We start from the raw sequence: 20017 nt of genomic DNA on the forward strand, positions 1-20017 counted from the left end.
AAAAAAGTTGTGACTGCTTTTATAACCTCAAACGCACGGCGTTGACAACCCCGCAGCTACGAGAACGCGGACAATCCGCATCGAACGAAACAAAGACGGTACATCCACGCCCGATCGATGCGGAAATCCCGCATGCACGCGGTGGGCGATCAGACCGTGCCGCCGACCGTCATCTTCTCGATGCGCAACGTCGGCTGACCGACGCCCACCGGCACGCTCTGTCCTTCCTTGCCGCAGACGCCGACGCCGCTATCCAGCGACATGTCGTTGCCGATCATCGTCACGTACTTGAGCGACTCAGGCCCGCTGCCGATCAGCGTTGCGCCCTTCACCGGATACGTGATCTTGCCGTTCTCGATCATGTACGCCTCGGACGCCGAGAACACGAACTTGCCGTTGGTGATATCGACCTGACCGCCGCCGAAGTTCACCGCATACAAGCCGTTCTTCACCGACGCCAGAATCTCCTGCGGATCCTTGTCGCCGTTGAGCATGTACGTGTTGGTCATGCGCGGCATCGGCAGCGCGGCGTACGATTCGCGGCGCGCGTTGCCCGTCACCGGCATCTTCATCAGGCGCGCGTTCAGCGAATCCTGAATGTAGCCCTTGAGAATGCCGTCTTCGATCAGCGTCGTGCACTGCGTCGGATTGCCTTCGTCGTCGATATTGAGCGAGCCGCGCCGATTCGGCAGCGTGCCGTCATCGACGACGGTGACGCCCTTCGCCGCGACCTGCTCGCCGATGCGTCCCGCGAACGCCGACGAGCCCTTGCGGTTGAAATCGCCCTCCAGGCCGTGTCCGACCGCCTCGTGCAGCAACACGCCGGGCCAGCCCGGCCCGAGCACGACGGTCATCGCGCCGGCCGGAGCAGGGCGCGCTTCGAGATTGACGAGCGCGGCATGCACGGCATCGTCGACGTACTTCTGGAGGATCGCGTCGGTGAAATAGCCGTAGTCGAAACGCCCGCCGCCGCCGCCGGTGCCGATTTCGCGCCGGCCGTTCTGCTCGGCGATCACCGTCACGGAGACGCGCACGAGCGGGCGCACATCCGCCGCGAGCGCGCCGTCGCTGCGCGCGACCAGCACGACATCGTATTCGCCGGCCATGCCGGCCATCACTTGCGTAATGCGCGGATCTTTCGCCCGCGCCATTTGCTCGACGCGTTCCAGCAATTTCACCTTGGCGGTGGCGTCGAGCGAATGCAGCGGATCGGCGGCGAGATAAAGATCGCGGCCCGACACGCCCGTAAGCGTGCTCGCCGGCTTGATCTTGTGCTTGCCGCCGCCCGCCTTGGCGATCGCGCGCGTGGCGATCGCGGCCTGACGGATGGATTCGGGCGAGAGGTCATCGGAATACGCGAACGCGGTGCGCTCGCCCGATACGGCGCGCACGCCGACGCCCTGATCGATGCTGAAACTGCCCGATTTGACGATGCCTTCTTCGAGACTCCACGCTTCGCTGCGCGTGGACTGGAAATAGAGATCCGCGTAATCGACGCGATGCGTGAAGATTTCCGCCAGCGTGCGGGTGATCAGGCCTTCGTCGAGGCCGTAGGGCGTGAGCAAAACGTCCTTCGCCGTGACCAGGTTACGAATGCCGGGTTCGATGATATTCATGCGGTGCCTATTGCGTGTTCTGTGACGAGTTCGATGATATTTGCAGACGATTTGCAGCCTATTCTACGTTCCGATTCGCTCACATCATGTGCGGGGAGAAACCCGCGTCTTCAAGTTCGCGCGCGCTTCAACGGAGCACGCGATGCCGGTAAGCCGGCAAACTCTGTCGCACGGCGGCGATGCGCTGCAGATCGATGCCGCCGATCACGACGCCCGGTCCTTCATCCTTCACATCGACGATTTCGCCCCACGGATCGATCAGCATGCTGTGACCCCACGTGCGCCGTCCGTTCTCGTGATTGCCGCCTTGCGCCGCCGCGAGCACGTAACACTGATTCTCGACGGCGCGCGCCGTGAGCAGCGTCTGCCAGTGCGCGCGGCCGGTCGTGTAAGTGAACGCGGATGGCACGACCATCAGCGCGCAATCGCCGAGCTTTCGATACAACTCCGGAAAGCGCAGGTCGTAGCACACCGACAATCCCACGCGTCCGAACGGCGCGTCGAATGAGCGTACTTCGTTCCCCGGAAAGATCGTGCGCGCTTCGTCGAACGATTCCTCGCCCTTTTCGAAATTGAACAGATGAATCTTGTCGTAGCGCGCGACCTGCTGTCCGCGCGGATCGAAGACGAGCGTCGTGTTCATCACGCGATCCGGTTCCGGCGACTGCAACGGCAACGTCCCGCCGATGATCCATACGCCGTGTTCGCGCGCCGCGTCGGAAAGGAACCGCTGGATCGGCCCGTCGCCCGGCGTTTCGCGTATCGCGAGCTTATCGGTGTCCTTGAAACCCATGTAGCAGAAATATTCGGGCAGGAGCACCAGTTGCGCGCCGCTTCGCGCAGCCTGGGCGATAAGCCGTCCGGCGTCCGCGAGATTCCGGTCGCGATCCGGCGCGCTGACCATCTGCAGCGCGGCGACCTGAAACGGGGCCGCGCTTTCGCTCGATCTTTCGCTCATGTCTTGGGTGCGCTGTCTAAAAAGGGGACGAAAACCGCGCCGCCGAACGCCCGTTTCAGCGGGCAGCGGCCGGAGCCACGGCGGCGGGGGGTGTTTCGATCTTACCCTGATCGCCAGTGAGCCGCTTAACGACGGGTTTGCTCCACGAGCCGGTGATCGAATAGTCGAGCGCGAACGCTTTCTGAATCGACGCCGACAGCGCGAGATCGGCGGCGAGCGCGCCGAGGCCGAGCAGCGGATTGATGACCGCCGCGCCCAGTGCGACCGCGCCGGCGCCGACGGTCGGAATCACCTTGACGTGGAGGTCTTGCGTCTGCTTCGGCATATCGACGATGCCCTGCATCTGCACGCGCGCCGGCGACGTGACCATCAGGAAGTCGTCCGTGCGGCTGATGCCATCGACGATCGTCGCGTTGCCGGTGATCTTCTCGAACGGCAGGCCCTTGCCGACGACATCCTCGAAATGCAGCGTCAACAGGCTCGCGAGACTGCGCAGGCTGAAGACGCCGAGCCACTTCGCCGAGCCCGGCGCACGCAGAATCTGCCCGTGACGCAGATCGACGGCGACGTTGCCATCGAGCGTGTTCACGTCGACGGCAGTCGGCCCGCCGTTCCACGCCGCGTGACCCGACACGGTTCCGCTGCCCGAACCGACCACGTGCGGCGCGCCGAAACGGTCGATCAACTGGCCGCCGTTCTTCACGTCGAGCTTGAAGTTGAGCGACGTGCGGCGCGGAGTGACGTCATCGGCCTGACTGCGCATCGCGTCCGGTTGCGCGGCGGCCTGCACGACGCCGCCCGGCAGCGTGCGCCACGTCGCGTTCGCGGTGAGCGTCGCGTCGGGGTTCGCGAGTTCGAGTTTGTCGAGCGTCCAGATCGGCTCATCGGCGATGACTTCGTTATGTGCGTCGACTTCGAGCCGGCCGAGGTCGTGGTCGCGGAACACGATCTCGTTCACGATGAGATCGATCGTCGGCATGTTGCGCGGCGGCTTCATCACGAGCTTGCCGGCGGCATCGTGCTCCTTCTTCTCCGGAATCACGATCTTCGCGAAGCGCGCCTGCAACGCGCCGGGGCTTTCCTTCTTCGCGCCGGGCGTCCACGAGACATCGCCCGAAATCTGATTCGACGCGATGTTCGCTTGCCATGTGCGACCGGTTTCGCTTTCACTCGCGGCAATCGCGACGTTCTCCCAGCGCCGGTCGAGCAGATTGAGCGTCGTGAAATGGATGGCGGCGCGCGTTGGGATGAATTGCTTCACGTTCTCGCTCATCGGTGCGCGCGGCGCGTTCGCGTCGGCGGGCGAGTCGGCGGGCGAGTCAGGCATCGCGGCGCTGAGTTCGGCGAAAGTCTTGCGCCAGGCATCGGCATCGAATTCGTTCAGATCGGCGGTCGCGCTCACGCCTTCGGCCGGCAAATCCGCCGGCTTGTTCAGGCCGATCGCGCCGCGCACGACCTTCACGCGCGCGCGCATGTTCATCGGCTCGGCGACGTTCTGCGGATCGATCTTGACCTGAGCCTTGCCGATCTGCTGAAACACGTAATGCGCGGCCACCGGCCCGACGTTCAACTGCGCGTCATGCAGATCCGGCGCGCCGCCCGATGATGGCTGGAAGCTGAAGGTGAGCGGCATCGGCGCGCCTTTCGCCTTGCCGAACGGCGCGGGCAGATCGATGCCGAGTCCGGTCAGATCCGAACTCGCCTGCACGACCGGCAGCGCGTTCTTGACGCCGTGAACGTGCATCTCGTAAGGCGCGGCGCCGTCGATGCGCTTCATGAAAGCCGCGACTTGCGGCGTCATCGGCTTGTTGAGGCGGCCCGCGGCATCCGCGCCGATGCGTCCGTTCACGTCGAACGCATAGCTGCCGTCCGCCTGCACGCCGCCCTTGGCGCGCACATCGCCGCCGAGCAATTGCGCCGAGAGGCCATTGAGCGTGACGGTTTTCGCGGCGAAATCGGCACGGCCGCGCAGATGCGAGAGCGGCGGCAGATTGGCGTACCTGACTTCGTTGTCGGCGAAGGTGAGCGAGCCTTTGTACTCCGGCTTGATCGGCGGCTGCGGCGCGGGCGGCCGATAGCGCGGAATGCCGAGCGTGAGCGCGAGATCCGCGTTGCCTTTTGCGTCGATCTTGCGGGTCGCGTGCTTCGCCATCAGGCCGAGCGAGCTGTCGTCGACGTACTTCAGCATGTCGGCGAGCGGGCCGCGCGCCTTGCCGTCGATCCACAGCTTGGTTTCGCGATTGCCCGTATCGTCGATGCGCCCGACGACCTTCGAGACCTTCACGCCACGATAATGCCCGCGGCCGATATCGAAGCCGAGCTTGTTCTGCGCGAGCGTGAACGTCCCGTCGATACCCTCGAACGCCGGCCAGAAGTTCGGCAGGCCGTTGGCCATCTTGCGCGGCGGGAAGGGCGTGGGATCGAACTTGCCGCCGGTGAACGGCGCCTCGATGCGGAAGATGCCCGCATCGGGAAATTTCGCGTACGGAAAGCGCGTGAGATCGCCGTGCACTTCGATCGTCCCGTTCTTCGCGACGCCCGCCTGCAGCGCATGGCCGAGATAGACGCGCACGCGCTCGTTGAGGCTCGTCGGCAGATAGCGCACGAGACTCGTCACTTTCAGATGCGAGACCTTCGCCTTCAGATCGAGATTGCCGCGCCCGTGGCCCTGATTCCAGTAGTCCGCGGTGGCCTCGCCTTCGGCATCCGCGTTCTTCACGCGCAGCGTCTCCAGATGCAGCGTGAACGCGCGGCGCAGTTCGCCGGGCGCGATCGCATCGGCGACGGTCCAGCGCGCGCGGCCTTGCAGCGAATCGAAGACGAGGCGCGGATCGTCGAACGCGCCGGGAACGGTGACGGCGACGTTCTTCGTGTCGATCGTGATGTGGCCGCCTTTCTCGTTCGCGTCGACGCTGCCCCACAGATTCTCGACGCCCGGAATGCCGGCGCGCGGATGGTTGTTGATCGTGAGCCCGGGCGGCGGCTCCTGCGCCTGCACGCTCAGGCCGTTGAGATCGCCCTTGAACGCGTAGTGCAGAAGCGGCGCGTCGCCTTTCTTGCGCTGCTGCTGCGCTTCTTCCTCGGTCTTCGGCGCGGCGCGCTCGGTGTAGATCGTGTAATCGGACACCTGGCCGCGCGGATTGAAGCGCACGAGCTCGTTGAGGATCTTCGCCGGCAGCGGCAGCGCACGCGCGAATTCCGCGAGGATGCCGATATCGACGCTATCGCCCGTCAGCCGCAGCAATTGCCCCTTGCCGACCGAAGGCAGCCGGTACGTGGCCGTCAGCGCGCGCGACACGAGCAGACGCGCGACCGGCGTGCCGTCGTCGAGCGGCAACTGGCCGAACTCCGCGTGCAGGTCGCGCAGATCGAGCGTGTACGCGTTGTCCTTCTTGTCGATGTTCCAGTTGAAGCTGGCGATCGGAAGATCGAGGCGCGGCTGCGTCGGGCGCGTGCGCAGCGCGACGTTCGCGCCGGTCAGGTCGCCGGTCGCGTTCTGCAATTGGCCGCCCGCGAAGTTCAGCCAGATCTGGTTGTTGATGCGGCCGCTGTACATCTGGAACGGCAGCTTCACGTAGCGCGCGAGCGTCGGCAGATCGACGGGACCGGTCGAAACGTAGAGACGGCCGGTCCAGTTCGCGGGCGCGCCCATCGCCGAGAAGGGTTGATGACGGAAGTCCGCGCGGAAATCGAGCGGGCCGTGCAGCACGTCGCCATCGGCGGGCGCCTTGAGCGCAAGCCGATGACGCGCGCCGTCGTTGACGATCGCGAGGTGCAGGCGCTTGAACGCGATCTCGGGCGCGGCGCGCTGCGCGTCGCGCCAGCGCAGCGTGCCATCGCGCAGAAGAATGCGGTCCTGGCCGAGCAGCCAGGTCGTGAATGCGTTCGAACCGGTGCGATGCGTGGGAATCGGCACGCCCGCGACAGTAACCGCGCCATCGGCGTTGCGCGCGATGATGACATCGGGTCCGTCGACGGTCAGATCGGCGAGCTTGGGCCGCAGATGCAGCAGCGATCCCCACGCGATGCTCGCGCTCGCGTGCGGCACGGCGAGGCCCGGCGAGCCATCGGCGGCGTCGATGCGCAGGTTGTCGATATCGATCGTCGGCGAGAGCCCGGACCATCGCGCGGAAATCCTGCCGATGCGCAACTGGGCGTGAATCTGCGATGAGACGAGTTGCTCGATCCGCGGCCGGAACGAATCGACCTGCGGCATGACGATATAGCGCAGGCCGACATACACGCCCGCCACCGCGAAATACGCGATGGCCGCAATGACGAGAAGGAATTTGAAGACGCGCGCAAGCACGCGCTCGGCGTTGCCGCTGGGCCTGGCTTGTCCAACTTCGGTCGGGTCGACGGATCGTCTGCTGTCGGACATGCTGCTGCTGTTCGGCGATATGGTAGTTTTGCGTGTTTGACGCTGAAATGTAACACGGGCATTGCGGCGACGGCCGCTGCCTGCGCACTCGTGGAGGCTCGCTGAGCCGCGCCCGGCAAGACTTGCGGCGCGGTGTTATACCGCGATGCCTTTCCGGAAGCAATGAGCGAACCTAACCTTTCATGACCGACGCAACTCTTCTCAGTTCCGATTATTCCAACTATGCGGCGCGCGCGTACTCGGCGCGTCCCGAACTGGCGTCGAATGTCGCGCAATGGGCGCAGACGCGCATCACGCGTGGGTGGATCGAAGCGCGGCTGGACGCGCACTGCACGCCTTGCACCGAAAGCGGCGTGCTCGATGAAGCCGCGCTCAAGACCGCGTTGCGCCGCTTGCGGACCGAAGTCTTCTGCACGGTGATGGAGCGCGATCTCGCGGGCACCGCCGATGTCGCCGAAGTCACCGGCGCGATGACCGATCTCGCCGAAGTCACGGTGCAGCGCGCGCTGGCGGTGCTGTCGGCCGATCTCGAAGCGCTCTTCGGCGAGCCGCGCGGACCGGACGGCGAGCGGCTCACGCTCGGCGTCGTCGGCATGGGCAAGCTGGGCGGGCGCGAGCTGAACGCATCGTCGGATATCGATCTGATCTTCGTCTACGAAGAGGACGGCGAAACCTCGGGCGGCACGCGCTCGGCACTCCCGACGCAGGAATTCTTCACACGGCTCGGCCGGCGGCTGATCGGCGCGCTCGCGGAAATGACGCAAGACGGCTACGTCTTTCGCGTCGACATGCGGCTGCGTCCCAACGGCGACTCCGGCCCGCTCGTGTGCAGTCTCGGCATGCTCGAAGAGTATTTCTACGTGCAGGGCCGCGAATGGGAGCGCTACGCGTGGATCAAGGGCCGGCTCATCTCGGAGACGAAGAGCGATTCGGCGAAGCGTCTCGCGAAGCAGCTCGAAGCCATCGCGACGCCCTTCATCTACCGGCGCTATCTCGATTACGGCGTGATCGCCGCGATCCGCTCGCTGCATCAGCAGATTCGGCAGGAAGCGCGGCGGCGCGCGTCGATGCGCCCCGACAAGGCCGACGACATCAAGCTCGGGCGCGGCGGCATTCGCGAGATCGAATTCAGCGCGCAAGTATTTCAGTTGATTCGCGGCGGACAGGCAGCGGATTTCCGCATTCGTCCGACGCTCGCGGTGCTCGAACGCGCCGCTGCGCATGGCCTGCTCGCGCCGCAGGTGTGCAAGGCGCTGTCCGACGCCTATCTCTTTTTGCGCACGGTCGAGCACCGGCTGCAATACCGCAACGATGCACAGACGCACGCGATGCCCGTCGCCGACGACGAGCGCGCGTTGCTCGCGAAATCGCTCGGCTTCGCGGACTACGCCGCGCTGATGGAAACGCTCGACGCGCATCGCGAGCTCGTCGAGCAGCAGTTCGACGCGATCTTCGCCGACAAGGTGAGCGGGCAGGGCGGCTGCGGCGTCGCGGAGGATTCGGTGGCGTCGTGGATCTGGAGCGGCGCGCTCGCCGACGATTCCGCGCAGGAAGAGCTCGCCGCGCGCCTCATGGAACTCGGCTTCGCGGACCCGGCGCCGGTGCTCGCACGTCTGACGGGCGTGTGGAATTCGGCGCGTTACGCCGGCTTGCCGTCGCAGAGCCGCGAACGCTTCGATATCGTCGCTCAACGCTCGATAGAAGCCGTGCAGTCGATCGATGCGCCGCGCCGCGCCGACACCATCATGCGGCTTTTCGATCTGCTCGAAGCGACGGCCAAGCGCGGCGCGTATCTCGCGCTGCTGACCGAATATCCGGCGGCGCTCGCGCGCGTGCTCTCGGTGCTGTCGGGGTCGCGCTGGGCGGCGGGCTATCTGATCCGCCATCCGCAATTGCTCGATGAATTGCTCGACGACGAAGCCATCGCCAGCCCGTTCGACTGGGCCGCGTTCAAACGCTCGCTGATCGCACGGCTCGATGCCGCCGAGGACGCGGAACATCAAATGGATCTGCTGCGTCACGCGCATCAGGCCGAAGTATTTCGCATTCTGCTGATCGATCTCGCCGGGCATCTGAGCGTCGAGCACGTGAGCGACCGTCTCTCCGAACTCGCCGACGCCGTGCTCGACGTCACCGTGCAGACCGTGTGGAAGCAGTTCCCGAAGCGGCATCGCGAGACGCCGCGCTTTGCGGTCATCGCGTACGGAAAGCTCGGCGGCAAGGAACTGGGCTACGCGTCGGACCTCGACCTCATCTTTCTGTACGACGATCCCGACGACGCGGCCTCCGACATCTACGCGATGTTCACGCGCCGCCTCATTACGTGGCTCACGTCGGCGACGGGCGCGGGCACGCTCTTCGACGTCGACTTGCGTCTGCGGCCGAATGGCGAATCGGGCCTGCTCGTGACCGATCTCGCATCGTTTCGCCGCTATCAGATTCGCGAGGGCGACGCGGCGAACACGGCGTGGGTCTGGGAGCATCAGGCGCTTTCGCGCGCACGCTACAGCGCGGGCGATGCCGAAATCGGCGCGGAGTTCGAGCAGATTCGCGCCGACGTGCTCGTCATGGAACGCGACGCGGCCGCGCTCGCGCGCGAGATCGTGTCGATGCGCCAGCGCGTCGCCGATGGCCATCCGAATCGCAGCGACCTGTTCGATCTGAAGCACGATCGCGGCGGCATGGTCGATATCGAGTTCATCGTTCAGTACTGGGTGTTGCTGCACGCGCGCGAGCATCGCGAGTTTCTGCGCAACGCGGGGAATATCACGCTGTTGAAGATCGCCGCGAAAAGCGGATTGATCGCCGAAGCAGAAGCCGATGCGATCGGCGCGGCGTATCGCCATTACCGCAAGCTGCAGCACACGCTGCGGCTCGACGGTATGGAAAAGGCGCGCGTCGATCCGGCCACGGTTCAGACCGAACGCGACGCGGTGACGGCGCTGTGGGACCGCGTGTTCGCAGTGGCGTCGGCGGGCTGACGCGGATGCTTAAGCCGCCAGCATTTCCTTCGCGTGCTTGCGGGTGGTCGCGGTGATTTCGAGACCGCCGAGCATGCGCGCGACTTCTTCCACGCGTTTTGCGCGATCGAGTTGCTTTACCGTGCTCACCGTGCCGCCCGCATCGTCCGACGATTTCGCGACCTGGAAATGCTGATCGCCACGCGCGGCCACTTGCGGCAAGTGCGTGACGCACAGCACCTGACGGTCGCGGCCGAGCTGATGCAACAGACGCCCGACCACTTCCGCGACGCCGCCGCCGATGCCCGTGTCCACTTCGTCGAAGATGAGCGTGGGCGTCGGACTCGCCGTGCTCGCGATGACGGCGAGCGCAAGACTGATGCGCGCCAGTTCGCCGCCCGACGCGACTTTCGCGAGCGGCCGCAGCGCGACGCCCGCGTGTCCCGCGACGCGGAATTCGATCTGCTCCAGCCCGTTCGCGCCGCCTTCGGCGAGCGGCACGAGCGCGACCTCGAAGCTGCCGCCTGCCATCGACAGTTCCTGCATGCCTTCCGTGACCGCTTTCGACAGATTTTTCGCGGCCTTCGCGCGCGCCTTGGACAGCACCTTGGCTTGCGCGAGATATTCGCTCTTCGCTTTCTCGGCGGCGGCGTTGAGCGCATCGAGATCGGCGGCGGCATCGAGTTCGGCGAGCTGGCGGCGGCGCGCGTCGTGTTCTTCCGGCAGCGTTTCGGGTTGAAGGCGAAACTTGCGCGCGGTGGAGTGCAGTTGCTCCATGCGTCTTTCGACTTGCGCGAGCCGGTCAGGATCGAGCTCCAGCCGCTGCGCGTAGTGCGATAGCGAATACGACGCTTCCTGCAACTGGATTTCCGCCGGTTCGAGCGACGCGAGCACGTCGTTCAACGCGGGATCGATATCGGACAGGCCGCGCAGCTTCGAGATGATAGCGCCGAGCTGCGAGATCATCGCTTCGTCGGATTCGGAGAGCGCGCCGAGCGCACCCTGCACGCCGTCGATGAGACTCGCCGAATGCGACAGCCGATGATGCTCCGCGCTCACTTCTTCCCATTCGCCGGGCTGCGGCGCGAGCTTGTCGAACTCGCTCAGTTGCCACGCGAGACGCTCGCGTTCCAGTTGCAGCTCGCGGTCGCGATTCTGGGCGGTCTCGACGGCTTGCTGCGCGTCGCGCATCGCTCGCCACGCACGATTCACCGCGCCGGCCGTGTCGAGCAACTGCGCGTGCGTGTCGAAGAGTTCGCGTTGCGCGTCCGGTCGCATCAACAATTGATGCGCGTGCTGGCCGTGGATATCGACGAGCATTTCGCCGACTTCGCGCAACTGCGCGAGCGTCGCGGGCGTGCCATTGATGAACGCTCGCGAGCGGCCGCCCGAATCGATCACCCGCCGCAGCATGACCGAATCGGCGTCCTGCGTGAGCGCGTGTTCGTCCAGCCAGCGCACGACGAGCGGATGCGTCGAAAATTCGGCGGTGATGTCGGCGCGCGCCTGACCGGCGCGCACGACGCTCGCGTCGCCGCGCGCGCCGAGCGTGAGCGCGAGGGCGTCGATGAGGATCGACTTGCCCGCGCCGGTTTCACCCGAAAAGACCGTGAAGCCTGGATCGAAATCGATATCCAGCGTGGCGACGATGACGAAATCTCGAATGGAAAGATGACGGAGCATGGACGCTTCGGGGAAGGAAGTTCTGGCAGATCAGAGAGCGGACGAATCCTGCGACGGATGCTCGTTCCAGTGCAGCTTCTTGCGCAGCGTGGCGTACGTGCTGTAGCCGACCGGATGCAGCACCGGCACCGTATGCTTCGAGCGCCGCACTTCAATCGCGTCGTTCAGTTCGACGGCGGTGAACGACTGCATGTCGAAGTTCACGTTGACGTCGCGACCGCCGATGATCTGAATGGTCACTTTCGAATCGTCGGGCAGCACGATCGGCCGGTTCGACAGCGAATGCGGCGCGATCGGCACGAGCACGAAGCCCTGCAATTGCGGATGCAGGATCGGCCCCGCCGACGACAGCGCGTAGGCGGTCGAGCCGGTCGGCGTCGCGACGATCAGTCCGTCGGAACGCTGGTTGTACATGAAGTGGCCGTCCACCGACACGCGCAGCTCCGCCATGCCGGAGAAGCCGCTGCGATTCACCACGACGTCGTTGAACGCGAGCGCGTGGTAGATCGGCTTGTCGTTGCGCACGATGCGCGCTTCGAGCAGGCTGCGTTCCTCGCGCTCGAACTGGCCGGCGAGCATTTGCGGGACGATTTCCTGCATCGCCTTGAGCGGAATGTCGGTGATGAAGCCGAGCCGGCCATGATTCACGCCGATGAGCGGTGTTTTATACGGCGCGAGCTGCCGTCCGATGCCGAGCATCGTGCCGTCGCCGCCGAGCACGATTGCAACGTCCGCGCGCGCGCCCATCTCCGCGATGGAGAGCGCCGGGAACTCCGTCACGCCGACGTCCTTCGCGGTGCCCGCCTCGAAGACGACCTCGAAGCCCTGGCTCCTGAGGAGATCGGCGAGCGATCTCAGCGGCGCCTCGATGCCCGGCGTGTTGGTGCGCCCCACGAGGGCGACGGTCTTGAATTGGCCAATTTCCATGCCGGCATTACACCATAGTCAGAGAGCGAAAAGAACCGTGGGCGATGGCCGCCGGGCGCGCCGCGACGAGACCGTGCGGCATGACGCGGGCAGGCTCGCCGTTTGTCGCTAGAATGGAGCGGACGTTGAATGCCGACCACCCGGCGCGGCTCGCCGCTATCCGACACGTTGAGCTAAAATTTCCCCATGCTAGACCCACGTGCACAAACCCTCCTCAAAACGTTGATCGAGCGCTACATCGCCGAAGGTCAGCCGGTCGGTTCGCGCACGTTATCACGTCATTCCGGCCTCGAACTGAGCCCCGCGACGATCCGCAACGTCATGTCGGATCTCGAAGACCTCGGGCTGGTCGCGAGCCCGCATACGTCGGCGGGACGCATTCCCACGCCGCGCGGCTACCGGCTCTTCGTCGACACGATGCTGACTGTAGAAGCACCGCAAGACGAGGCCATGACCACCGCGGTCAAGACTCGCCTGCAAGGCGAGGAGCCGCAGAAGATCGTCGCGGCGGCGGCGAGCGTGCTGTCCAATCTGTCTTCGTTCGCGGGCGTCGTGCTCACGCCGCGCCGGAGCCACATGTTCAAGCAGATCGAGTTCATGCGGCTGTCGGACAAGCGCATTCTGCTCATCATCGTGACGCCCGAAGGCGACGTGCAGAACCGCATGATGGCCACGCAACGCGACTATTCGCCTTCGCAACTCGTAGAAGCCTCCAATTACATCAACGCGCATTTCGCGGGCCTGTCCTTCGACGAAGTACGCCGCCGTTTGCGCGAGGAAATCGACCAGTTGCGCGGCGACATGACCGCGCTCATGCAGGCGGCCGTGGTCGCGAGCACCGCCGAGACGGACCCCACTGACACCGTGCTGATTTCCGGCGAGCGCAACCTGCTCGAAGTGGCGGACCTTTCGTCCGACATGGCGCGGCTGCGCAAGCTTTTCGATTTGTTCGACCAAAAGACGAGCCTCCTGCAATTGCTGGATGTATCGAGTCACGCGCAAGGCGTGCAGATTTTCATCGGCGGAGAAAGCAATCTCGTGCCGATCGAGGAAATGAGCGTCGTGACGGCGCCATACGAGGTCAACGGGAAGATCGTCGGCACGCTCGGCGTGATCGGCCCGACGCGCATGGCGTACAACCGCGTGATTCCGATCGTCGATATCACCGCGCGTTTGCTGTCGATGTCGCTCAGTCATCAGTGACGCCATCTTGGCGCGCCGCGAAAGAGCGCGCCACTAGGCCGTTCGGCCAATGATGCGTCCGGAAACGCGCCGCTATAATGGTCCTCAACTTTTCCGACGACCATCTTCAGGCTCGCTTCCCTTATGCGTTTCGACCTCGAGTTGCCCTCGCAGCCCAGCGCTTCGCATCGCGTCGCGGTGCTGCTGATCAATCTCGGCACGCCGGACGCGCCCACGCCGCGGGCGGTGCGCAAGTATCTGGCGCAATTCCTGTCCGATCCGCGCGTCGTCGAAATTCCGTCATTCGTGTGGCAATTCATTCTGCGCGGCCTGATCCTGCCGTTTCGCGGGCGCGCATCGGCGAAGAAGTACGCGCAAGTGTGGATGCCCGAAGGCTCGCCGCTGCGCGTGCACACGGAAAAGCAGGTCGACGGCTTGCGGCGGCTCTTCGCGGCGAATGACTATCACGTCATCGTCGACTATGCGATGCGCTACGGCACGCCGGGCATCGGCGCGATGCTCAATCAGCTGAAGCTCGAAGGCGCCGACCGCATTCTCCTGTTGCCGATGTATCCGCAATACTCGTCGTCCACGACGGCCACCGCGTTCGACGACGCGTTCGCCGCGCTCAAGCGCGTGCGCAATCAGCCGGAAATCCGCACGATCCGCCATTACGCCGATCATCCGGCGTATATCGCGGCGCTCGCGGAGCAGGTGCGCGACTATTGGCGGCATCACGGCCAGCCGGATTTCGCCGCGGGCGACAAGCTCGTGCTGAGCTTCCACGGCGTGCCGAAGCGCACGATGGATCTCGGCGATCCGTATCACGACCAGTGCCAGCTGACCGGTTCGTTGCTCATGGCCGCGCTCGGGCTTACGCCGGTCGAATGCCGCGTGACGTTCCAGTCGCGCTTTGGGCGGGCGGAGTGGCTTCAGCCGTACACCGCGCCGACGGTCGCGGAGCTCGGCGCGGGCGGCGTTTCTCGTGTGGACGTGTTCTGTCCCGGCTTCACGGCGGATTGTCTCGAGACGATCGAGGAAATCGGCATCGAGGTGCGCGACGAATTTCTGAAGGCGGGCGGCAAGCATTTTCACCGGATTGCCTGCCTGAACTCAGCGCCCGCGTGGATCAAGGCACTGGGCGAGATCGCCGCGCAACATCTTCAGGGATGGCCCGTGCAGACTGTGCAGCCGCTCAGCGCAGTGGCCTGAGCGCGGCTTTTTCAGGCATTCACCCATGAACTACAAGATTTCGACGGAACCTGGCGCGCGTTTGCGCATCGATAAGTGGCTTTGGGCAGCGCGTTTCTTCAAGACGCGTTCGCTCGCGAGCGATGCGGTCGAGAAAGGCCGCGTGAAGATCGGCGGGGCGAATGTGAAGCCGTCTAAGGACGTGCGCGTCGGCGATATCGTCGAGATCGATATCGAACGGCTGGTGTGGCAGGTCGAAGTGCTCGGGATATGCGATGTGCGCGGCCCGGCGTCGGTCGCCCAGACGCTCTATGCCGAAACCGGGGAAGGCCGTGCGAAACGCATGGCCGAGGCCGAGCGCCGCAAGAATTTCCGCGAGCCCGCAGCGGAACTGCAGGGAAGGCCGACGAAGCGCGACCGGCGCACTATCGACAAATTTTCTCGTTCGGATTGAAGTAGCTTTCGATGGTCGCGTGAACGCCGCCGTACTCGGTGGTACGTTCGGTCACGACGCCGGACATGCAGATGGTGGTCGTTCCCGCGACGAGTACCAGGGCGACCACCGCGATAGCAAAGGTCAGTTTCATGGTATCCCCGGGAAGCGGGTTGCCCGGTCAGAAGGCGGCCGGATCAGGAAACGGGCAAGGGCTGAAAGCGGTTTGAAGCAATTCGTAGGATTAGGGTTAACGTGCGTCCTGCGCTGCTTTTTTGAAGTGTAGGCGACTCAGGGCTTTCCCTCAATCCGAAAATCGCGCGCCGCGGCGAAGTGTGTATTACGAGCCATTGCGGCGCCACCTTGCTGTCGAGATTTGTCCGAAAAACCGTTTCGAAGGCTTGAAAAAGCTTTCGGCGCCCTCATTTCGGCCGTTAGTGCGAAAAATGCGTCCGACTTTCGGTCTGGCCGCTTTCGCAGCCGATTCAACTCACTGCAATACATATTCAGCGACATGGAAAACACGCAAGAGAATCCAGCGAGCCAGAACGCAACGCCCGCCGACGATAACGCGCGCCAGTCCGCCGACCCGACCAGCGCGGCGGCTCCCGCGTCCCAAGGCGCACCGGCTGATGCCGCCGCCGCGCCGCAAGCCGCGCCGAATGAGGCCGAAGCTGCGCTCGCCGAAGCGCAGGCCACCATCGCCGCGCTCAAGGAAGACTTCCTGCGCGCGAAGGCCGAAACCGAGAACGTGCGCCGCCGCAGTCAGGAAGATGTCGCGAAGGCGCATAAATTCGCCATCGAAAATTTTGCGGAGAACCTGCTTCCGGTGCTCGACAGCCTGGAAGCCGCGCTCGCCGACCAGTCGACGGATGTCGCCAAGGTTCGCGAAGGCGTCGAACTGACGCTGCGTCAACTGACGGGCGCGTTGGAGAAAGGCCGCGTGATCGCGGTGAACCCGGTCGGCGAAAAATTCGATCCGCATCGCCATCAGGCCATCTCGATGGTTCCGGCGGAACAAGACCCGAATACTGTCGTCACGGTGCTGCAGAAGGGCTACGTCATCGCCGACCGCGTGCTGCGCCCGGCGCTTGTGACCGTCGCCGCGCCGAAGTAATCGGTCTCGCGGCGTACGTGCCGGCCGTGTCGGTCGCCGCACAAAAAAAACTTATAGACCGCATCGTTTGCAGGGTCTTGAAATCGAAACTGACGCTCTTATCTTGCGTACAGGTATGAATTTTGGGCGTTCGGCCCGGTAAATCGGCAAAAGCCGGCATCGAAAGGCCGGCCGCAACGCCACTGCGATCAAAGCTAGGAGAGGATAAAAAATGGGCAGAATCATCGGTATCGACCTCGGCACCACGAACTCGTGCGTGGCGCTGATGGAAGGCAATCAGGTCAAGGTCATCGAGAACTCGGAAGGCGCGCGCACCACGCCGTCGATCATCGCGTACATGGATGACAACGAGATCCTCGTCGGCGCGCCTGCGAAGCGCCAGTCGGTCACCAATCCGAAGAACACGCTGTACGCGGTCAAGCGCCTGATCGGCCGCCGCTTCGACGAGAAGGAAGTGCAGAAGGACATCAACCTGATGCCCTACAAGATCGTCAAGCACGACAACGGCGATGCATGGGTCGAAGCGCACGGCAAGAACCTCGCGCCGTCGCAGGTTTCGGCTGAAGTCCTGCGCAAGATGAAGAAGACCGCTGAAGACTACCTCGGCGAGCCGGTGACGGAAGCCGTCATCACGGTTCCGGCGTACTTCAACGACAGCCAGCGTCAGGCAACGAAGGACGCGGGCCGCATCGCCGGTCTGGAAGTGAAGCGCATCATCAACGAGCCGACCGCGGCCGCGCTCGCGTTCGGTCTCGACAAGGCCGAAAAGGGCGACCGCAAGATCGCCGTGTTCGACTTGGGCGGCGGCACATTCGACATCTCGATCATCGAGATCGCGGACGTGGACGGCGAAATGCAGTTCGAAGTGCTGTCGACGAACGGCGATACGTTCCTCGGCGGTGAAGACTTCGACCAGCGCATCATCGATTACATCATCGGCGAGTTCAAGAAAGAGCAGGGCGTCGACCTGTCCAAGGACGTGCTCGCGCTGCAACGCCTGAAGGAAGCCGCTGAAAAGGCGAAGATCGAACTGTCGTCGACGGCTCAGACCGACATCAACCTGCCGTACATCACGGCGGACGCGTCCGGTCCGAAGCACCTGAACCTCAAGTTCACGCGTGCCAAGCTCGAAGCGCTCGTCGAAGAGCTCATCGAGCGCACGATCGAACCGTGCCGCATCGCGATCAAGGATGCGGGCGTGAAGGTCGGCGACATCGACGACGTGATTCTCGTCGGCGGCATGACGCGTATGCCGAAGGTGCAGGAGAAGGTGAAGGAATTCTTCGGCAAGGATCCGCGCCGTGACGTGAACCCGGACGAAGCCGTCGCCGTGGGCGCCGCGATTCAAGGCCAGGTTCTGTCGGGCGACCGCAAGGACGTGCTGCTGCTCGACGTGACGCCTCTGTCGCTCGGCATCGAGACGCTCGGCGGTGTGATGACGAAGATGATCAACAAGAACACGACCATCCCGACGAAGCACTCGCAAGTGTATTCGACGGCGGACGACAACCAGGGCGCCGTGACGATCAAGGTGTTCCAGGGCGAGCGCGAAATGGCCGTCGGCAACAAGCTGCTCGGCGAGTTCAACCTCGAAGGCATTCCGCCCGCACCGCGCGGCGTGCCGCAGATCGAAGTGACCTTCGACATCGACGCGAACGGCATTCTGCACGTTGGCGCGAAGGACAAGGCGACGGGCAAGGAAAACAAGATCACCATCAAGGCGAACTCGGGTCTGACGGACGCGGAAATCGACAAGATGGTGAAGGACGCCGAAGCCAACGCCGAGGAAGATCACAAGCTGCGTGAGCTGGCCGACGCGCGCAACCAGGGCGATGCGCTGGTTCACAGCACGAAGAAGGCGGTCGCGGAGTACGGTGACAAGGTCGACGCTTCGGAGAAGGAAAAGATCGAAGCGGCGCTGAAGGACCTCGAAGAGGCGCTGAAGAGCAGCTCGAGCGACAAGGCCACGATCGAAGCAAAGGTCGAGGCGCTGGCTCAGGCTTCGCAGAAGCTCGGCGAAAAGATGTACGCCGACATGCAGGCGCAGCAAGGCGCGGCGAGCGCGGCCGCGGGTGCGGCAGGCGCGGGCGCGTCGGCGGATGCGGGCGCGAGCCAGCATCACGATGACGTCGTCGACGCCGACTTCAAGGAAGTGAAGAAGGACTAACGCCGAATCGGGCGCGTGAGTGGCGACATTCACGCGCTTTTCGGTGGTATCACCGGGACGCGTTGGCGTCTGACGTGGAGCGCGCCTGGCGAGCCTTTCGGCTCTCCGGGCACGTTGTTTTTAGAGGCGCGTTGCTTCTGGCGAGGCGCAAAAAGTTTTACGCGCGGGTTGCGAGCGACATCCGCAGCATCTCGCAGCATCTGACAGGAACCGCGGCGCTCAAGCGCGGCGGCATCGAACCGACATGGCGAAACGGGATTACTACGACGTTCTGGGCGTCGCGAAAAATGCGAGCGACGACGAGATCAAGAAGGCGTATCGCAAGCTCGCGATGAAGTATCACCCTGACCGCAACCCGGACAACAAGAAGGCGGAAGAGAATTTCAAGGAGGCGAAGGAAGCCTACGAAATGCTCTCCGACCAGCAGAAGCGGGCCGCCTACGATCAGTACGGCCACGCGGGCGTGGATCCGAACATGGCGGGCGCGGGCGCGCAAGGTTTCGGCGGTTTCGCCGATGCCTTCGGCGATATCTTCGGCGACATCTTCGGACAGACGGCGGGTGGCGCCGGCGCGCGCGGCCGCAGCGGTCCACAGGTGTATCGCGGCGCGGACTTGCGCTACAGCATGGAAATCACGCTGGAGCAGGCGGCGCACGGCTACGACACGCAGATTCGCGTGCCGAGCTGGGTGAACTGCAACGTCTGCCACGGCTCCGGTGCGAAGCCGGGCACGAAGCCCGAAACCTGCCCGACCTGTCATGGTCAGGGCCAGGTACGCATGTCGCAAGGGTTTTTCAGCATCCAGCAGACGTGCCCGAAGTGTCACGGCAGCGGCAGCTACATCCCCGATCCGTGCGCGAACTGCCACGGCGCTGGTAAGGTGAAGGAAACGAAGACGCTGGAAGTGAAGATTCCGGCGGGCATCGACGACGGCATGCGAATCCGCTCGGCGGGCAATGGCGAGCCGGGCATCAACGGTGGTCCGGCCGGCGACTTGTATGTGGAAATCCACATCAAGCAGCATTCGGTGTTCGAGCGTGACGGCGACGACCTGCATTGCCAGATGCCGATTCCGTTCACGACGGCGGCGCTCGGCGGCGAGATCGAAGTGCCGACGCTCGCGGGCCGCGCGAGCTTCACGGTGCCGGAAGGCACGCAGTCGGGCAAGACGTTCCGTTTGCGCGGCAAGGGCATCAAGGGCTTGCGTTCGAGCATCGCCGGCGATCTGTATGTGCATGTCCAGGTGGAAACGCCGGTCAAGCTCACCGACGCGCAGCGCGATTTGCTCAAGCAGTTCGAGAAGTCGCTCGTCGAGGGTGGCGCGCGGCATAGTCCGCAGAGCAAGAGCTGGTTCGACCGCGTGAAGAGCTTCTTCGATTGATGCGGTCGAGTGCGTAGTACG

13 protein-coding genes are annotated in these 20017 nt (G+C 64.3%); 7 read left to right on the top strand and 6 right to left on the bottom strand.

All coding sequences use genetic code 11. The features are described 5' to 3' along the window. Positions 1-149: 149 nt before the first annotated feature. The 3 genes from tldD to QCE58_RS03310 all read right to left on the bottom strand — a co-directional run bounded on the left by tldD (position 150) and on the right by QCE58_RS03310 (position 6955). Positions 150-1616 (bottom strand): metalloprotease TldD, encoded by a 1467-nt coding sequence (gene tldD, locus QCE58_RS03300; RefSeq protein WP_008351481.1) that lies wholly within the window; start codon positions 1614-1616, stop codon positions 150-152. Positions 1617-1743: 127 nt separating this feature from the next. Next, positions 1744-2574, bottom strand: coding sequence for a carbon-nitrogen hydrolase family protein (locus QCE58_RS03305; RefSeq protein ID WP_008351480.1), 831 nt, complete (start codon positions 2572-2574; stop codon positions 1744-1746). A gap of 55 nt (positions 2575-2629) precedes the next feature. Then, the gene (locus QCE58_RS03310; RefSeq protein WP_250520929.1) at positions 2630-6955 is read right to left on the bottom strand and encodes a YhdP family protein; all 4326 of its coding nucleotides are present in this window, start codon (positions 6953-6955) and stop codon (positions 2630-2632) included. Positions 6956-7137: 182 nt separating this feature from the next. Here QCE58_RS03310 and glnE point away from each other — a divergent pair, with 182 nt between their 5' ends. Further along, positions 7138-9936 (top strand): bifunctional [glutamate--ammonia ligase]-adenylyl-L-tyrosine phosphorylase/[glutamate--ammonia-ligase] adenylyltransferase, encoded by a 2799-nt coding sequence (gene glnE / locus QCE58_RS03315; RefSeq protein ID WP_034470659.1) that lies wholly within the window; start codon positions 7138-7140, stop codon positions 9934-9936. Between the two features lie 9 nt (positions 9937-9945). Here the strand turns inward: glnE and recN are convergent, their stop codons facing one another. Continuing rightward, positions 9946-11598, bottom strand: a complete 1653-nt coding sequence (gene recN / locus QCE58_RS03320; protein ID WP_034470661.1) for a DNA repair protein RecN — start codon at positions 11596-11598, stop codon at positions 9946-9948. A gap of 30 nt (positions 11599-11628) precedes the next feature. Continuing rightward, a complete protein-coding gene (locus QCE58_RS03325) occupies positions 11629-12525 on the bottom strand; it encodes an NAD kinase (protein WP_008351476.1) in 897 nt (298 codons plus the stop codon). A 186-nt stretch (positions 12526-12711) separates the two neighbouring features. Here QCE58_RS03325 and hrcA point away from each other — a divergent pair, with 186 nt between their 5' ends. The 3 genes from hrcA to QCE58_RS03340 all read left to right on the top strand — a co-directional run bounded on the left by hrcA (position 12712) and on the right by QCE58_RS03340 (position 15352). Then, complete coding sequence (gene hrcA / locus QCE58_RS03330) at positions 12712-13728, top strand: heat-inducible transcriptional repressor HrcA (protein ID WP_008351475.1); 1017 nt, start codon at positions 12712-12714, stop codon at positions 13726-13728. 123 nt (positions 13729-13851) lie between these two features. Next, on the top strand, positions 13852-14919 hold the full coding sequence (gene hemH / locus QCE58_RS03335) for a ferrochelatase (RefSeq protein WP_008351474.1): 1068 nt from the start codon (positions 13852-13854) through the stop codon (positions 14917-14919). Between the two features lie 25 nt (positions 14920-14944). Then, positions 14945-15352, top strand: a complete 408-nt coding sequence (locus tag QCE58_RS03340) for an RNA-binding S4 domain-containing protein (protein ID WP_250520931.1) — start codon at positions 14945-14947, stop codon at positions 15350-15352. On the opposite strand, the gene QCE58_RS03345 is transcribed toward QCE58_RS03340, so the two are convergent. Then, positions 15324-15485, bottom strand: a complete 162-nt coding sequence (locus QCE58_RS03345) for a hypothetical protein (RefSeq protein ID WP_008351472.1) — start codon at positions 15483-15485, stop codon at positions 15324-15326. The genes QCE58_RS03340 and QCE58_RS03345 overlap by 29 nt on opposite strands. Before the next feature lie 360 nt (positions 15486-15845). Here QCE58_RS03345 and grpE point away from each other — a divergent pair, with 360 nt between their 5' ends. The 3 genes from grpE to dnaJ all read left to right on the top strand — a co-directional run bounded on the left by grpE (position 15846) and on the right by dnaJ (position 19996). Then, the gene (gene grpE, locus QCE58_RS03350) at positions 15846-16448 is read left to right on the top strand and encodes a nucleotide exchange factor GrpE (RefSeq protein ID WP_008351471.1); all 603 of its coding nucleotides are present in this window, start codon (positions 15846-15848) and stop codon (positions 16446-16448) included. Between the two features lie 211 nt (positions 16449-16659). Then, complete coding sequence (dnaK, locus tag QCE58_RS03355) at positions 16660-18615, top strand: molecular chaperone DnaK (RefSeq protein ID WP_008351469.1); 1956 nt, start codon at positions 16660-16662, stop codon at positions 18613-18615. Between the two features lie 244 nt (positions 18616-18859). After that, positions 18860-19996 (top strand): molecular chaperone DnaJ, encoded by a 1137-nt coding sequence (dnaJ, locus tag QCE58_RS03360; protein WP_008351467.1) that lies wholly within the window; start codon positions 18860-18862, stop codon positions 19994-19996. Positions 19997-20017: the final 21 nt, after the last annotated feature.

Origin of the sequence: Caballeronia sp. LZ028, assembly GCF_031451415.1 — a bacterium.
In the GTDB taxonomy this organism is placed as follows: Bacteria; Pseudomonadota; Gammaproteobacteria; order Burkholderiales; family Burkholderiaceae; genus Caballeronia; species Caballeronia zhejiangensis.

Excerpts from the sequence above, each read along its gene's own strand:
- tldD (WP_008351481.1), bottom strand. The coding sequence starts at position 1,616 with ATGAATATCATCGAACCCGGCATTCGTAACCTGGTCACGGCGAAGGAC.
- QCE58_RS03305 (WP_008351480.1), bottom strand. The coding sequence starts at position 2,574 with ATGAGCGAAAGATCGAGCGAAAGCGCGGCCCCGTTTCAGGTCGCCGCG.
- QCE58_RS03310 (WP_250520929.1), bottom strand. The coding sequence starts at position 6,955 with ATGTCCGACAGCAGACGATCCGTCGACCCGACCGAAGTTGGACAAGCC.
- glnE (WP_034470659.1), top strand. The coding sequence starts at position 7,138 with ATGACCGACGCAACTCTTCTCAGTTCCGATTATTCCAACTATGCGGCG.
- recN (WP_034470661.1), bottom strand. The coding sequence starts at position 11,598 with ATGCTCCGTCATCTTTCCATTCGAGATTTCGTCATCGTCGCCACGCTG.
- QCE58_RS03325 (WP_008351476.1), bottom strand. The coding sequence starts at position 12,525 with ATGGAAATTGGCCAATTCAAGACCGTCGCCCTCGTGGGGCGCACCAAC.
- hrcA (WP_008351475.1), top strand. The coding sequence starts at position 12,712 with ATGCTAGACCCACGTGCACAAACCCTCCTCAAAACGTTGATCGAGCGC.
- hemH (WP_008351474.1), top strand. The coding sequence starts at position 13,852 with ATGCGTTTCGACCTCGAGTTGCCCTCGCAGCCCAGCGCTTCGCATCGC.
- QCE58_RS03340 (WP_250520931.1), top strand. The coding sequence starts at position 14,945 with ATGAACTACAAGATTTCGACGGAACCTGGCGCGCGTTTGCGCATCGAT.
- QCE58_RS03345 (WP_008351472.1), bottom strand. The coding sequence starts at position 15,485 with ATGAAACTGACCTTTGCTATCGCGGTGGTCGCCCTGGTACTCGTCGCG.
- grpE (WP_008351471.1), top strand. The coding sequence starts at position 15,846 with ATGGAAAACACGCAAGAGAATCCAGCGAGCCAGAACGCAACGCCCGCC.
- dnaK (WP_008351469.1), top strand. The coding sequence starts at position 16,660 with ATGGGCAGAATCATCGGTATCGACCTCGGCACCACGAACTCGTGCGTG.
- dnaJ (WP_008351467.1), top strand. The coding sequence starts at position 18,860 with ATGGCGAAACGGGATTACTACGACGTTCTGGGCGTCGCGAAAAATGCG.